Origin of the sequence: Streptomyces sp. NBC_01306 (genome assembly GCF_026340465.1) — a bacterium.
GTDB lineage: Bacteria > Actinomycetota > Actinomycetes > Streptomycetales > Streptomycetaceae > Streptomyces.
The window spans coordinates 2342669-2357451 of the sequence record NZ_JAPEPC010000001.1; the positions used below are offsets into that span (position 1 = coordinate 2342669).

The window sequence follows — 14783 nt, forward strand, 5'->3', positions numbered from 1 at the left end:
ACGGCCCGAGCCGTACGCACCAGCGGCCGTGCGCCCGCTCCGGGGCCGGGACGCGGCCCCGGAGGCGTCAGCCCTGCTTGCTCCCGGACCCGGACTGCCGGGCGGCGGGCTCCGGCTTCTGCTGCGGCTCCGGGGCCTCCTTGAAGGCCACCTGGCCCATGTGCCGGCTCATCGACTTCATCAGCAGCCACACCCCCACGGCCAGGGCCGCGAAGACGAGGAAGCCGAGAAGCCCGGGAGTCACCTTGTTGTCGTCGACCTCGGCCAGAGGGACGAGGTGCGTCAATGCCTGGCTAGCGCTCATAACTAGGCATTGTCGCGGATGCCCGCAAAGAGGTCGTCCTCGGGGAGGGATGTCGGCACGAGAGACTTCGCGAGCTCGTACTCCTCGGTCGGCCAGACCTCCTGCTGGATCTCCATCGGGACGTGGAACCAGCCGCCGTCGGGGTCGATCTGCGTGGCGTGCGCGATGAGCGCCTTGTCCCGGATCTCGAAGAAGTCCGCGCAGGGAACGTGCGTGGTCAGGGTGCGTTCGGCGCGCTCGAACGTCTTCCAGCGCTCCAGCCACTCCGCGTACGGCGACTCCAGGCCGCGCGCCAGCAGCGCCTCGTGCAGCGCCACGGTGCGCGGCTTGTTGAAGCCCTGGTTGTAGTAGAGCTTCTGCGGCTGGAAGGCCGGACCGAACTCGGCCTCGGGGTACTTCTCGGTGTCCGCCGCCGCATCGAACGCCACCATCGAGACCTGGTGGGTCATGATGTGGTCGGGGTGCGGGTATCCGCCGTTCTCGTCGTACGTGGTGATGACCTGCGGCCGGAATTCCCGGATCAGCCGCACCAGCCGTCCCGCGGCCACATCGACGTCCTCCAGTGCGAAGCAGCCCTCGGGCAGCGGAGGCAGCGGGTCGCCCTCGGGCAGGCCCGAGTCGACGAAGCCCAGCCAGGCCTGGTCGACCCCGAGGATCTCGCGCGCCTCGTCCATCTCCTTCTTGCGGACTTCGTGAATGTTCTCCTCGATGTAGGCGTCACCCTGGAGTTTGGGATTGAGGATGGAGCCGCGCTCGCCTCCGGTGCAGGTCACGACCAGCACGTCCACCCCCTCGGACACGTACTTGGCCATGGTCGCCGCACCCTTGCTCGACTCGTCGTCGGGGTGGGCGTGGACGGCCATCAGGCGAAGCTGCTCAGTCAAGACAGGATCCTCAGTGATTCGTCGCAATCGGCGGCTTCTATAGTGACCGACTGAGGGGACGGAAAATTCCGGGATCCCCTGCACTGGAGGAACGATCATGACGGCGGTTGGCGAACAGCTTCCCGAGGGCCGCTACGGCCGCTCCGCGGACCAGCGCGCGGACCGCAAGCTGAAGATCATCGGCGCGGTGCTCGGCGCCGTGGTGATCGGAGTCGTCGGCTGGTTCGGTTACCAGTCCGTCGGCGGCAAGTCCGTCAGCGGCGAGGTCATCGCCTGGGACATCGCGTCGGACCACGCGGTCGACGTCCATCTGGAGGTCCGCAAGGACGCCGGACTCCACGGGACCTGCACCCTGCGCCTGCGGGCCACCGACGGTGACGAGGTCGGCCGCAAGGACGCCAGGTTCGACGAGAAGAAGACCCGGATCGACCAGGTCGTCACCGTACGGACCACGTCCAGGGCCACCAGCGTCGAGCTCGTCGGCTGCCAGACCACCACCTGACCCGCCCGGCGGGTGCTGCCTGCCGGACCAGCTCCTGCCCGGCCCGGCAGCCGGACACGGCGCCCGCGGAGACGGCGCGGCACGCGGTTCCGGATCCGCCGGTGCACCTTCCTGACGCTTCGGTCCTCCCCCTTCGGCTCTTGAATTGTTAGGCTCGTGGTTTCGCCCGCCCCTGGAGGCACATCCTTCTGGGTAGGGCGATGCTTTGTATTTCCGGTACCTACGAGGAGCACCAGTGACCCAGACCAGCGAAAACGTCACCTGGCTGACCCAGGAGGCGTACAACCAGCTGAAGGCTGAGCTGGAGTATCTGTCGGGTCCCGCACGCTCGGAGATCGTCACCAAGATCGCGGCCGCCCGCGAGGAGGGTGACCTGCGCGAGAACGGCGGGTACCACGCGGCCAAGGAGGAGCAGGGCAAGCAGGAGCTGCGCGTACGCCAGCTGACCCAGCTGCTCGAACACGCGAAGGTCGGCGAGGCCCCCGCGGCCTCCGGCGAAGCGGCTCCCGGCATGGTCGTGACCATCGCCTTCGACGGCGACGAGGACGACACGATGACGTTCCTGCTCGCCTCCCGCGAGTACGCGAGCTCGGACTTCGAGACGTACTCCCCCCAGTCCCCGCTGGGCACTGGTGTGATCGGCAAGAAGGTCGGCGAGAACGCCGACTACGAACTGCCGAACGGCAAGACGGCCACGGTGAAGATCCTCAAGGCCGAGCCGTTCCAGGGCTGACCCCGACCCGGACACACAGCACCGCATGAGCCCCCGGCCGCGCACCGCGGCCGGGGGCTCAGAGGTTGTGAGATCAGAGGTCGTGGGCTCAGAGACTGTGGGCGGCCTGCCCGGTGTCAGGCCGCTGCCGAGCGGTACTTGCGGACCGCCAGGGTGCGGAAGATCGCGAAGATGACCAGCGACCAGATCAGCGAGGCCCAGACCGGGTGCTGCATGGGCCAGGCGTCCGACGTCGACACACCCGGGTTGCCGAAGAGGACGCGGCAGGCCTGGACGGTCGCGCTGAAGGGGTTCCACTCGGCGATCGGCTGCAGCCAGCCCGGCATCATGGACGTCGACACGAACGCGTTCGAGACAAAGGTCACCGGGAAGAGCCAGACGAGCCCGCCCGATGTGGCCGCTTCCGGTGTCCGGACCGAGAGGCCGATCAGCGCACCGATCCAGGAGAAGGCGTACCCGAGCAGCAGCAGCAGTCCGAAGCCGCCGAGCACCTTCCCGATGTTCTCGTGGGTGCGCCAGCCGACGAGCAGCGCCACGATCGCCAGCACCACCAGGGTGAGCGCCGTCTGGACCAGGTCGGCGATCGTACGTCCGGTGAGCACCGCGCCCCGGGCCATCGGCAGCGAGCGGAACCGGTCGATCAGGCCCTTGTGCATGTCGTCGGCGATACCGGCGCCCGCACCGGCCGTGGCGAACGTCACGGTCTGGGCGAAGATACCCGCCATCAGGAAGTTGCGGTAACCCACAGCGCTGGTCGAGCCGTTGACGACCAGGGACCCGCCGAAGACGTAACTGAAGAGCACCACGAACATGATCGGCTGGACCAGGCCGAAGACCACGATCTCGGGGATGCGGGTCATCCTGATCAGATTGCGTTTGGCGATGACCAGGGAGTCGTTGACCGACTGGATGATCCCGCCGCGCGGCCGCGGGGCGAGCGGCTTGGGTGCGGCCTCCGTGACGGCGCTCATTCGCCGGCCTCCTCGGTGCTCGTGGTTGCGCTGCTGGTGGTTGCGGTGCCTGTTGTTGCGGTGCCTGTGGTCGCGGTGCCTGTGGGGGTGCCGCCACCGGCGTCGGGGTCGGCCTCCGCCTCGGCCACATGGCCGGTGAGTGAGAGGAACACGTCGTCGAGCGTGGGGCGGCGCAGCCCGATGTCGTCGATCTCCACGCCTCGCCCGTCCAGGTCCCTGATGACCTCGGCGAGCAGCTTGGCGCCGCCCGTCACCGGGACGGTCAGTTTCCGGGTGTGTTCCGCGACGGCGACCTCGCCCTTGCCCAGAGCAGCCAGCACCTCGCGGGCGGGGCCGATCTGGCCGGGCTGGTGGACGACGACCTCGACGCGCTCGCCACCCGTGCGGGCCTTGAGCTGGTCCGACGTACCGCGGGCGATGACCTTTCCGTGGTCGATGACGCAGATGTCATGGGCCAGGTGGTCGGCCTCTTCGAGGTACTGGGTGGTGAGCAGCAGCGTCGTACCCCCTGCCACCAGGTCCTGGATCACCTCCCAGAGCTGCTGACGGTTCCGGGGGTCGAGCCCGGTGGTCGGCTCGTCCATGAACATCACGGGCGGCGACACGACGAGGGCGGCGGCGAGGTCGAGCCGCCTGCGCATCCCTCCGGAGTACGTCTTGGCCGGGCGGTCGGCCGCGTCGGCGAGGTGGAAGCGGTCGAGCAGCTCGACCGCACGCCGCTTCGCGTCGCGTGCGGACATCTGGTAGAGCTGCCCGACCATCTGCAGGTTCTCCCGGCCGGTGAGGTACTCGTCGACCGCGGCGAACTGCCCGGACAGACCGATCGACCTGCGTACCTCCGTCGGGTGCTTGAGCACGTCGATCCCGGCCACGACCGCCCGCCCGGTGTCGGGCTGCAGCAGGGTCGTCAGGACCCGGACGGCCGTCGTCTTGCCGGCGCCGTTGGGCCCGAGCAGGCCGAGGACCGTGCCTTCCGGCACATCGAGATCCACGCCGTCCAGTGCTCGTACGTCGCCGAAGGTCTTCACCAGACCCTCGGCATAGATGGCGCCAGGCATGTGCGCTCCCCCATGTTGCATTTTTGGGTACTTTTACGGACACATCGTAGATTTGCCGCAGCCACACCGCCCCCCGGCGAGTGACGCAGGCCACACGCTAACGCGATGTATCGCGTCTTCGCAGGGGGTTCCGCGAATCGGTGTCCGGGGCCCCGCATGACCACGGGCCGGCGGAGTCGCTCCGCCGGCCCGTGGTCATGCGTCGTACGCAGTCGCGATCAGGTGATGTCTCACGAGGTCCAGACGCCGCTGATGTCGGACGCCGAGGCCGACTTGCCGGCGTGCGGCAGGCCGTACATGTCCTCGACGCTGTGCAGCAGGTCGTAATGGCTGTACCGGGCCGACGAGCTGCTGCCCGCGGTGACCGGCTGGCCGTAGAGGACCGTCGGGATGTTGTTGCTGGTGGTGCCCTCGTCCTCGTCGGTGGTGATGGCCAGCACGCTGTTGTGGGTCTTGGCCCAGGTCGCGTACGCGCCGAGGTTGTTCCGCAACCAGGTGTCGCCCTGCTTCACGGTGCCGTCGTGCATGTCGTTCTGCAGGTTCGGGATGACGAACGACACCTGCGGCAGCTTCGTGAAGTCGGACGGGAACTGGGCGAACGTGTCGGCGGTCGAGGCCGGCACGTTGCTGAAGCCGAACCACGGGTTGTGCTTCTGCGCGTACGAGCCGCTTTTGCAGGTGGTGCTCCCCTGCGCCGGCAGTGACTCGTTGTAGCTGCCCCAGCTCCTGCCCGCGGCGATGAGTTCGGAGCCGAGGTTGTGCGCCGCGCTGAAGCCGGGGGTGACACAGGAGTCGTCGGTGATGCCCTGGGTGTTGCCCGAGAAGAGCGCGTAGTAGTTCGGCTGGCTCGGGTGGGTCTCGGCGTGCATGTTCGTCAGGTTCGCCCCACCGGCCACCAGAGAGTTGATGTACGGGGCGTCCGGGCTGCCGATGATCTGGTCGTACCCGTGGTTCTCCAGCACCACCACGATGACGTGGTCGGGAGTGGGAACGCCGGCGGCCTGCGCCGGGGTGGCTCCGGCCCAGGCGGCAGCGATGCCCACGGCGGATGCCAGGGCGACGAGGGTGCGGCGGGTGGTACGGAGCATGGTTCCAGGCACAGCGGTCCTCCGATGAGTGGGGAAGTACGCGTGGTGCGGAGCCTCGCAAGAGTAGGAACCCGGCTGTCCCGTGGTCTGTCGTTGGACGGTGAACGTTCAGGGAACATTCTGGCCCCATGGTGAGCACCCGGCCAGGCGTCGCCGCCCTCATGTGCCACCAGGCCTCATCCGCCCCCAGGCCTCATCCGCCACGCCTCACGCCCCACGCCCCACGCCTCACCCGATGGCGGTGTACCCCGCGTCCCGCAGCGCGGCGCTGACCTCGGTGCAGTGCTCGGGGCCCTTCGTCTCCACATGCAGCTCCACCTCGACCTCGGTCAGGCCGAGCCGCGGATCCGTCCGCACATGGCTCACATCGAGCACGTTGGCGTCGGCCGCCGAGAGCACGCGCAGCAGCGTCGCGAGCGCACCCGGGCGGTCGGTCAGCCGGAGCCGTAGCGACAGGAAGCGGCCCGCGGCCGCCATCCCGTGCGTGAGGATGCGCTGCATCAGCAACGGGTCCACATTGCCGCCCGACAGCACCGCGACCACCGGCCCCTCGAACGCGCCGGGGTCGCTCAGCAAGGCGGCGACCGGGCTGGCGCCGGCCGGCTCCACGACCATCTTGGCCCGCTCCAGGCAGAGCAGCAGCGCGCTGGACAGCTCGTCCTCGGAGACCGTGCGGACCTCGTCCACCAGCTCCCTGATGATCCCGAACGGCACGTCTCCGGGGCGGCCCACCTTGATGCCGTCGGCCATCGTCGCCTGCGCCTCGACCGACACCGGGCGCCCCTCGGCGAGCGAGGGCGGGTACGCGGCGGCGTTCGCCGCCTGCACACCGACCACCTTCACATCGGGCCGCAGCGCCTTCACCGCGACCGCGATGCCCGCGGCAAGACCCCCGCCGCCGATCCCGACGACGATCGTCCGCACCTCGGGGCACTGCTCCAGGATCTCCAGGCCCACCGTGCCCTGCCCGGCGATGATGTCGGCGTGGTCGAAGGGGTGGATGAAGACGGCGCCCGTCTCCTGCGCGTACTCCTGGGCGGCAGCGAGCGTCTCGTCGACGACCTGCCCCTGCAGCCGGACCTCGGCGCCGTACTCACGGGTCGCGGCGACCTTCGGCAGCGGGGCGCCCATCGGCATGAAGACCGTGGAGCGCACCCCCAGAAGCGACGAGGCGAGGGCGACGCCCTGCGCGTGGTTGCCCGCGCTGGCCGCGACGACCCCGGCGGCGCGCTCCTCGGGAGTCAGCCCGGCGATCCGGACATAGGCGCCGCGCAGCTTGAACGAACCGGTCCGCTGGAGGTTCTCGCACTTGAAGCGGACCGGTGACCCGACGAGACGCGAGAGATGTCTGCTGCCCTCGACAGGCGTCATCCGTGACACTCCGGAGAGCATCTTCTGCGCTCCGAGGACGTCATCAAGGATCAGCGGCGGCAGGGGGTGTGACGTACCGAAGCTCATGGCGCCAAGTCTCGCAGCTCGGCGCCGTCCTGGCCGCCGGAGCCGACGGACAGGCAACGGCTGGACCGTCATGTTCACAACGGTTGAAGCAGCGCAGGTACGGGCCCGCTCCGGGCCGCGTACTCTGTCCCCCACTGTCCGCCCACCGTACGAAGAGAGCCCCCGGCCATGCCCCTTTCTCAGGACATGACTTCTGATATCGACCCCGGCTTCCTCGATGCCCTCCAGCACCAGGTGGCCCTCTTCGCCCGCCGCGCCGAGCAGACCCGGATGGGAGGCGTCGGCCAGGCGCGCAACTCGATGGACCGCGCGGCCTATCTGCTGCTCAACCGGCTGGACCGGGAGGGCCCGATGGGAGTGAAGGCCCTGGCCGCGAGCATGGGCATCGACTCCTCGACGGTGACCAGACAGGTCGCCCCGCTCGTCGACACCGGTCTGGTCAAGCGCACCTCGCACCCCGAGGACGGGCGTGCCGTCGTCCTGCAGCTCTCCCCGCGCGGCCAGACCCGCCTGGAAGAGGTGCGCTCCTCGCGGCGCGAGCTGATGGTCCAGGTCACCGAGGGCTGGACGCAGGAGGAGCGCGAAACCTTCTGCGCCCTGTTGACCCGCTTCAACTCGTCGCTCCCCACCCGTACGGCAGGCACCCAGGAGCCGGGCGCGCCGACCTCTTGACCGGGTGCCGCGGCCTGCTCTCAGATGAGAGCAGGGAGGCACTGTGCGGGAGCGGACAGCAGCACGGGAACGCCGCCGCGACGAGGAGTTCGAATCGTTCGTCGCGGGTGCGGCCGGACGGCTCCTCCATGCGGCCGTACTGCTGACGGCCGAGCCCACCGGAGACTCCCCACGGGCGCAGCGGCTGCTGCTGGCGGCGCTCTCCCGTACGTACGCGCACTGGGACCGGCTGCGCGGCGACGATCCGTACGAACACACCCGTCAGGAGCTGGCGGCCCACTTCGCCCACAGCGCCTGGCGCCACCACCGGCCGCAGCTGCCGGGCCGGCCGGGACGGACGGCAGGCGCAGGCCGTCCCTCGAACCCGGCGGGCGGCGGCGTACTGGGGCGGCTGACCCCGCAGGAGCGCCTCATCGTGGTGCTGCGGCTGTACGAGGGGATCGCCGAGGAGCAGGTCGCGGCGGCGGTCGGCCTGCCGGCGGAGCGGGTCCGTGCGATCTGCGGCCATGCGACGGCGACCCTGCGCAGCACCCCGCCGGAGGCCGCGCCCCGGCGGCCCGAGGTGGCGACGCCATGAGCCTGCCGGACCGCAAGGAGGAGATGGTCCGCCGGATGCTGAAGGGCCCGCATCCGCCGGTCCCCGCCGACCTGGCGGTCCGTGCGGCGGAGCGCGGCACCCGGATACGGCGCCGCCGCACGGCGGGCCGGAGAGCAGCGTGGCTGCTGCTGGCGGCGGTGCTCGTGGGATTCGTGGTGTGGGCGACCCTGACCCAGCCGTGGGCGCCGCCCCCGGCCCGGATCACACCACCGGTGGAGGGCTACTGAGCGGGGGCCACGGATGACTGCGAGCCCGTCCGCAGTCGTCCGCCGCCCCGACCGGACGGGCCCCCTCAGCCCAGTTCTCGGTCCAGCCGTCAGCCCAGTTCCCGGTCCGGTTCCGGCCCGGCCGTCAGCCCAGCGCCTGCTGCAGATCCGCGAGCAGGTCGTCGGCCGACTCGATGCCCACCGAGAGCCGCACCAGATCCCCCGGAACCTCCAGCGCCGAACCGGCCACCGAAGCGTGCGTCATCCGCCCCGGGTGCTCGATCAGCGACTCCACCCCACCGAGCGACTCACCCAGCGTGAACAGCTTCGCCCGGTCGCAGACCGCGACCGCCGCCTCCTCGCCGCCCCGGACCCGGAAGGAGACCATCCCGCCGAACGACCGCATCTGCTTGGCCGCGATCTCGTGGCCGGGGTGGTCGGGCAGCCCCGGGTAGAGGATGCTGCTGACCTTCGGGTGCCGGGTCAGCATCTCCGCGATCCGCGTGGCGTTCTCGCTGTGCCGGTCCATCCGTACGGCCAGCGTCTTGATCCCGCGCAGCACCAGCCAGGCGTCGAACGGACCGCAGACCGCGCCCATCGCGTTCTGGTGGTACGCCAACTCCTCACCGAGGTCGTCGGAGTTGACGACCAGCGCACCGCCGACCACGTCCGAGTGGCCGCCCATGTACTTGGTCATCGAGTGCACGACGACGTCCGCGCCGAGCGCGAGCGGCTGCTGGAGGTAGGGGCTGGCGAAGGTGTTGTCGACGACGAGCTTCACGCCCGCCGTGCGCGCCACGTCGGCCACCGCCGCGATGTCCGTGATCCCGAGGAGCGGGTTGGAGGGGGTCTCCACCCAGATCACCTTGGTACGGGGGGTCATGGCGGCCCGCACCGATGCCGGGTCCGTGGTGTCCGCGACCGACCACTCGACGCCCCACCGGGACACGACCTTCGCGAACAGCCGGAAGGTGCCGCCGTACGCGTCGTTCGGGATGACCACGTGGTCCCCGGGCGTCAGCAGCGTACGGAGCAGGCAGTCCTCGGCGGCGAGGCCGGAGGCGAAGGCGAGCCCGCGCCGGCCGCCCTCCAGGGCCGCCAGGTTCTCCTCAAGGGCGGTACGGGTCGGGTTGCCGCTGCGGCTGTACTCGTAGCCGCCGCGCAACCCGCCCACGCCGTCCTGCTTGTACGTGGAGACCTGGTAGATGGGGGGCACGACCGCGCCCGTGAGGGGGTCAGCGGTGTTGCCCGCATGAATCGCGAGGGTCTCGAAACTCTGGTGCACGCTGTGCTCGTCGCTCATGGGAACCGAGCGTAGTGGTCAGATGTCGGTCGTGTCTGGTTCGCTTGACTCATGGAGATTCTCTGGTTCCTGCTCGCGGTTGGCATGTTCGCGGCAGCGCTCGGCCCGTTCCTGCTGCGCAGACGCGGCGGCATCCACCAGGTGCTGCCCGGTTCCCCGGACGCCGCTGACCCCGATGACTACGGGTTCCTGCGCCAGGAGGAGCTGGACATACGGCTGCCGGGCCCGGACCAGGATCTGCTCGATGTGCTGGAGGTGGTGCAGCACACCCAGAACTGGCGGCCCGCCGCCCAGCTGCTCGCGGGTACGCCCCGGCAGGGCGAGCTGCGCTGGCAGCGGGTGCAGGCCTTCGCGGGGGCGGCCTCACTGGAGCTGTCGCAGCGGCCGGGCGTCGGCGGGGCCTGGCTGCGCAACTGGCGCTCCGAGTCCCCCAAGGACGCGGGCGCGGCCCAGGTGCACGCCGCGTTCCTGGTGCAGCAGGCGTGGCGCTCCGAGTCGCCGGACGGCGCACGGACCGACGACTTCCGGATCATCCTGGAGGAGGCGCGCACCGTCTGCGGCGAAGCGGCGCTGCTCGCCCCGGGTGACCCCGTCCCGTACATCGTGGAGCTGGCCGTCGGACGTGGACTCGCCTACCCCGAGCCGCAGTTCGAGGAGTTGTGGGCGAAAGTGATCGACCGCGCGCCCGAGCACATGGGGGCGCATCTGGCCGCGCTGCACTACTGGTGCGAGAAGTGGCACGGGTCGCGCGACCGGGCGGACGAGTTCGCGCACGCGGCGGCGGCCCGCGCGCCCCGTGGCTCGCTGCTCGCCGCGCTCCCGCTCTTCGCCGTGTACGAGCACCTGCCCGAGGTCACGCTGGTGCGCAGCTTCTACCAGAGCGTGGTCGTCACCAGGGCGGTGGAGGGGGCGATGCACGCGGTGCACACGGCCCGCGCCGACGACCCGGTGCTCGCGCACGTACGGCATCTGCTGGTGCTCTTCCTGGTCCGGTCCGAACGCTGGTCGGAGGCGATGAACCAGCTGGTCCGCATCGACGGCCATGTGGGGGCGCTGCCGTGGACGCTCGACGAGGATCCGGCCGGGGTGTACGCGGTGTACCGGGCGCTGGCGGTCGCGGGGTACGAGGCGAACGGCGGCAGCCCGGCCACCCTGCCCCGTTGAACCCGCCGAGCCCGCCGGGCCCGCTGAGCCCGCTGAGCCCGCTGAGCCCGCTGAGCCCGCTGAGCCCGCTGAGCCCGCTGAGTAGGCTGGCGGCACACCGCACGGCACCCCCGCACCGCATCCCCGCGGGCGGGAACCCGAAGAGGAACGAGCGAGCCCGATGACACGCCTCATACCGCTGGTCCTGATCGGCTTCGGCGCCTACTTCTGGCTCCGGTCCAGGAGGAAGACGGCGGCGTGGCTGGAGCGCCGGACGTCCTCCGGGGACCAGCAGGAATCCTGACCGGGACCCGTGCGTTGCACGGGGTGCACCCATACTCCCCGAGGAGCCGCAGCCGATGTTCCTGAACCGCACCCCCCAGCTCCCCACCCCGGACCAGGCCCTGAAGGGCCGGGACACCCCGGAATTCGAGCTGCCCGCCCGCCACACGGTCCTGGGCAATCCGCTGGCCGGCCCGTACCCGGCGCAGCTGGAGACCGCCGATTTCGCCCTGGGCTGTTTCTGGGGCGCCGAGCGCATCTTCTGGCAGACGGAGGGCGTCTGGACGACGCTCGTCGGCTACCAGGGCGGCTCCACGGTGAATCCGGCGTACGAGGAGGTCTGCTCGGGCCTCACCGGTCACACGGAGGCGGTCAGGGTGGTCTTCGACCCGGAGGTCGTCCCGTACACGACCCTGCTCAAGATCTTCTGGGAGTCCCACAACCCGACCCAGGGCTTCCGCCAGGGCAACGACGTGGGCACCCAGTACCGCTCAGCGATCTACACCCACTCCCCGGCCCAGGCAGCCGCCGCGACCGCGTCCCGCGAGGCGTACCAGCAGGTCCTGACGGGCTCGGGGTACGGCACGATCTCGACGGAGATCCAGCCGGCCGAGGGCCGCGAATTCTACGCCGCTGAGCCGTATCACCAGCAGTACCTGGACAAGAACCCGGCGGGCTACTGCGGCATCGGCGGCACGGGCGTGAGCTGCCCGATCGGCGTGGCCAAGGCCGACGGCTGACAGCCGCCGCTACTGGGCTCGATTACTGGGCTCGATCGTGGCGTTCGTGCCCAGCGGTCCGCGGCTCGTTCTGCCGGCAGCGGTCAAGTTCGACCGGATCATGGGCGGAGAAGATGTCAATCTGATCGCCATGGTCTCTGGCCAGTTCGCGCAGCCGGGCCTGGTTGCGGTGGCGGGCCGGGCCGTCGGCCTGGACCAGGGTCTGGAAGAGGGCCAGTCCCGGGGTGGAGCGTGGAGCGAGTGGGTCGATCTCACCGGGTGAGAAGTAGGCGTCCCCGGCGTGCAGCAGCCATTGGGGGCCGGTCGCGCTCTCCGTTCCCTCGTGGCGGCGCACCGCCACACCGGCGTGGCCGCGGGTGTGGCCGGGCAGCGGTATCAGCGCGATGTCGGCGGATATTCCCCGGAGTTGCCGTACGGCCTCGAAGCCGAACCAGTGGTCTCCGCCGGTGGGGTTGTAGGTGACCCAGTCGGGTCCATGGGCCAATTGACCGGCTCGGTAACGGAATCGTTCAGCCCGTGCGGTGGTTCCCGTCGCGGCTCGGTGCTCGGTCGCATGGAGGTGGACCTTTGCCTTGGGGAAGTCGGGCAGCCCGCCGGCGTGGTCGAGGTCGAGGTGGGTCAGGATGATGTGCCTGACGTCGTCGGCCGAGTATCCCAGCCCGGTCACTTGACGCACCGCTGTCTCGGCGAGGTCGAGGCGCGGACGGGTGAGGAACAGGAATTCGCGGCCCAGGGATCGCCTGGGGTCGGCGATGTCGCGCAGGCCGATCCCGGTGTCCACCAGCACCAGTCCCTGGTCGGTCTCGATCAGCAGGCAGTGGCAGATCATCCGGGCGGTCCGGAACGGCAGCCGGTTGCCGTTGATGAGCCGGCCGCCGACCGGCTGCATCGTGCCGCAGTTCAGGTGATGGATGCGCATCAGGTTCCCCTCCAGATATGCGGTTCGGGATCGGTGACGAACAGCCGGTTCGCGGCGCGGTGGGCCACGAACCGGGTCACCGAGCGGACCGCGGTGGCGTCGTGCTGGGCAGCAACGCTTCACGCTAAACAGTGGAGTACGCTCCAAGGTCAAGCCACGATCCGACGGAGGGGCATGCGTATCGGAGAGCTGGCCGCACAAGCGGGCGTCACGAAGGACGCCATCCGGTTCTACGAGAAGCTCGGCCTCGTCGCAGGCCGGCGGCTGGCCAACGGCTATCGCGACTTCCCGCCCGAGACGGTGACCTGGCTGCACTACATCCGCACCGCGCAGGCGCTCGGATTCTCACTGGCGGAGGTCGCACGGCACGGCGAGGCACTGCGCGACGCGCCGGATACCGCGGAAGCGCTGTCCGCGTTGTTCGAGGAGAAGATCCACGTCATCGACGCGCGCATGGCCGAACTCGCCGCCCTGCGAGCCGATCTTGAGGTGCGCGTCGGCACCGGATGCCCGTTGCAGGCGGCTGATGGAGAGTAAGAGAAATTGCCAGACCCTGTGGATCGTGTGTTCTGCGATCCCGGGATGAGCGCTGAGCTTCCGCCGCGGTGCGCTCGACGGGCCGACCGCGTTCGGAGCGGGCACCGGGGCGGACCGGGGCGGTGCTCCGGACGCCGTACCGCCCCCGCCCCTCCGCTCACATCAGCGGCTTCACCGACATCAGCAGATGCCGGTGGGACGGGTCCGGTTCGGCGTCCGGGGTGGACAGGCCGGTCAGCAGGGCCCGCTGGCCGGGGCCGAGCAGATCGAACCGTACGGAGTGGCTGTCCATGGCGCTCAACTCATCCGTCAGATAAGCCGGGTTGAAGGCGTCCATGATGTCGTCGGCGCCTTCCAGGCGGGATGGCAGGCGCTGTGAGGCCACGTCGTCCTCGTACCCCGCGTGCAGGTGGACCGCTTCGGGTGAGAAGTCCAGGCGTACGGGGCTGTCGCCCTCGGCGACCACCGCGACGCGTCTGACCGCCTCCAGCAGCGGGGCCCGGTCCGTCACCGTGACGACCGGGCTCTCCATGGTGAACAGCTTGTCGTGGCGCGGCAGTCGGCCGTCGAGAAGACGCACCGTGGTCCGCATCCCGGCGTTGCCGAAGCCGATGGAACCGTCGCCCAGGGCCACCCGGACCATCCCCGTACGGCTGAGGGAGCGGGCGATCTCGGCCAGGCGGCGGGCCGGGACGACGACGTCGGCCGGGCCGGCGCCGGAGTCCGGCTTCCAGCCGAGCGTGCGCACCGCGAAGCGGTAGCGGTCGGTGGCGGCCAGCGTCATCGTGCCGCCGTCCAGGCTCACCCTGATCCCGGTCAGCACCGGCAGGGCGTCGTCGCGGCCGGCGGCCACCACGACATGCGCGACCGCCGCCGCGAACTCGCCCGCGTCCACCGCCCCGCGCAGCTCGGGCAGGTCCGGCAGGGCCGGATAGTCGTCGAGCGGCAGCAGGGAGAGCCCGAAACTGGTTCCGGCGCCGGTCACCGTGAAGCGGGAGGCCTCGATCGCGCACTCGACCGGCCCCTCGGGCAGCACCCGGCAGATGTCGAGCAGCCTGCGCCCCATGACGAGGGCCTTCCCCGGCCGCACGGTGTCCACCGGCACTTCGATGCACGCCGACGCCTCGTAGTCGAGGCCGGAGACGCGCAGCGTGGAGCCTTCCGCCGCCAGGAGCAGCCCGCCGAGCACGGGCATCGGCGATCTGGCCGGGAGCACCCGGGCCGCCCAGGTCACGGTCTCGGCGAATGTGCTGCGGTCGGTGCGGAACTCCATGGCGGGGCGCCTTCCCTGTCGGTGATGCGGGGCTCGTTCGGGCTGGCCGGGCCGTTTCGGGCTGGCCGGGCCGGTTCGGGCTGGCCGGGCTGACCGGGCTGGCCGGGCTGAC

General features: G+C 70.4%; 18 protein-coding genes. 9 read left to right on the plus strand and 9 right to left on the minus strand.

The genetic code is table 11. The annotated features are described in order from the left end of the window. Window positions 1–67: 67 nt before the first annotated feature. Together OG385_RS09945 and mca are read right to left on the minus strand one after the other, a co-directional pair. Window positions 68–304 (minus strand): hypothetical protein, encoded by a 237-nt coding sequence (locus tag OG385_RS09945; RefSeq protein ID WP_266853761.1) that lies wholly within the window; start codon window positions 302–304, stop codon window positions 68–70. A gap of 2 nt (window positions 305–306) precedes the next feature. After that, window positions 307–1188: a mycothiol conjugate amidase Mca gene (gene mca / locus OG385_RS09950; protein WP_266853762.1), complete on the minus strand. Its 882-nt coding sequence runs from the start codon at window positions 1186–1188 to the stop codon at window positions 307–309. 97 nt (window positions 1189–1285) lie between these two features. Between mca and OG385_RS09955 the strand changes: the two genes are divergently transcribed. Beyond that, entirely contained in the window at window positions 1286–1690 is a 405-nt protein-coding gene (locus OG385_RS09955; RefSeq protein ID WP_266853763.1) for a DUF4307 domain-containing protein, read from the plus strand. A gap of 235 nt (window positions 1691–1925) precedes the next feature. Continuing rightward, entirely contained in the window at window positions 1926–2423 is a 498-nt protein-coding gene (greA, locus tag OG385_RS09960; RefSeq protein ID WP_266853765.1) for a transcription elongation factor GreA, read from the plus strand. Between the two features lie 116 nt (window positions 2424–2539). On the opposite strand, the gene OG385_RS09965 is transcribed toward greA, so the two are convergent. From OG385_RS09965 to ilvA, 4 genes are all read right to left on the minus strand, one after another. Then, window positions 2540–3394, minus strand: coding sequence for an ABC transporter permease (locus OG385_RS09965; protein WP_266853767.1), 855 nt, complete (start codon window positions 3392–3394; stop codon window positions 2540–2542). Next, complete coding sequence (locus OG385_RS09970) at window positions 3391–4452, minus strand: ATP-binding cassette domain-containing protein (protein WP_266853769.1); 1062 nt, start codon at window positions 4450–4452, stop codon at window positions 3391–3393. The genes OG385_RS09965 and OG385_RS09970 overlap by 4 nt, the downstream gene beginning before the upstream one ends. A gap of 230 nt (window positions 4453–4682) precedes the next feature. Then, the gene (locus OG385_RS09975; RefSeq protein WP_266853771.1) at window positions 4683–5540 is read right to left on the minus strand and encodes an alkaline phosphatase family protein; all 858 of its coding nucleotides are present in this window, start codon (window positions 5538–5540) and stop codon (window positions 4683–4685) included. Between the two features lie 228 nt (window positions 5541–5768). Further along, window positions 5769–6998, minus strand: a complete 1230-nt coding sequence (gene ilvA, locus OG385_RS09980; protein WP_266853773.1) for a threonine ammonia-lyase — start codon at window positions 6996–6998, stop codon at window positions 5769–5771. Between the two features lie 168 nt (window positions 6999–7166). Between ilvA and OG385_RS09985 the strand changes: the two genes are divergently transcribed. From OG385_RS09985 to OG385_RS09995, 3 genes are read left to right on the plus strand one after another with little or no spacing between them, the layout of a single operon-like run. Beyond that, a complete protein-coding gene (locus OG385_RS09985; RefSeq protein ID WP_266853774.1) occupies window positions 7167–7670 on the plus strand; it encodes a MarR family winged helix-turn-helix transcriptional regulator in 504 nt (167 codons plus the stop codon). 43 nt (window positions 7671–7713) lie between these two features. Beyond that, window positions 7714–8247: a sigma factor-like helix-turn-helix DNA-binding protein gene (locus OG385_RS09990; protein ID WP_266853776.1), complete on the plus strand. Its 534-nt coding sequence runs from the start codon at window positions 7714–7716 to the stop codon at window positions 8245–8247. Continuing rightward, window positions 8244–8495, plus strand: a complete 252-nt coding sequence (locus tag OG385_RS09995) for a hypothetical protein (RefSeq protein ID WP_266853777.1) — start codon at window positions 8244–8246, stop codon at window positions 8493–8495. Before OG385_RS09990 ends, OG385_RS09995 begins: the two co-directional genes overlap by 4 nt. A gap of 124 nt (window positions 8496–8619) precedes the next feature. Here the strand turns inward: OG385_RS09995 and OG385_RS10000 are convergent, their stop codons facing one another. Next, on the minus strand, window positions 8620–9777 hold the full coding sequence (locus OG385_RS10000) for a cystathionine gamma-synthase (RefSeq protein ID WP_266853779.1): 1158 nt from the start codon (window positions 9775–9777) through the stop codon (window positions 8620–8622). Between the two features lie 51 nt (window positions 9778–9828). Between OG385_RS10000 and OG385_RS10005 the strand changes: the two genes are divergently transcribed. From OG385_RS10005 to msrA, 3 genes are all read left to right on the plus strand, one after another. Beyond that, entirely contained in the window at window positions 9829–10941 is a 1113-nt protein-coding gene (locus OG385_RS10005) for a hypothetical protein (RefSeq protein WP_266853781.1), read from the plus strand. A gap of 160 nt (window positions 10942–11101) precedes the next feature. Continuing rightward, window positions 11102–11224, plus strand: a complete 123-nt coding sequence (locus OG385_RS10010; RefSeq protein ID WP_266853782.1) for a hypothetical protein — start codon at window positions 11102–11104, stop codon at window positions 11222–11224. 55 nt (window positions 11225–11279) lie between these two features. Beyond that, window positions 11280–11942 carry a peptide-methionine (S)-S-oxide reductase MsrA gene (gene msrA, locus OG385_RS10015; protein WP_266853784.1) on the plus strand — a complete coding sequence of 221 codons (663 nt, stop codon included), beginning with the start codon at window positions 11280–11282 and terminating at the stop codon, window positions 11940–11942. A 22-nt stretch (window positions 11943–11964) separates the two neighbouring features. Here msrA and OG385_RS10020 read toward each other — a convergent pair whose 3' ends face one another. Next, entirely contained in the window at window positions 11965–12861 is an 897-nt protein-coding gene (locus tag OG385_RS10020; protein ID WP_266853785.1) for an MBL fold metallo-hydrolase, read from the minus strand. A 174-nt stretch (window positions 12862–13035) separates the two neighbouring features. On the opposite strand from OG385_RS10020, the gene OG385_RS10025 reads away from it, so the two are divergent. Further along, the gene (locus tag OG385_RS10025) at window positions 13036–13398 is read left to right on the plus strand and encodes a MerR family transcriptional regulator (RefSeq protein ID WP_266853787.1); all 363 of its coding nucleotides are present in this window, start codon (window positions 13036–13038) and stop codon (window positions 13396–13398) included. 157 nt (window positions 13399–13555) lie between these two features. Here the strand turns inward: OG385_RS10025 and dnaN are convergent, their stop codons facing one another. Further along, window positions 13556–14671, minus strand: coding sequence for a DNA polymerase III subunit beta (dnaN, locus tag OG385_RS10030; protein ID WP_266853789.1), 1116 nt, complete (start codon window positions 14669–14671; stop codon window positions 13556–13558). Window positions 14672–14783: the final 112 nt, after the last annotated feature.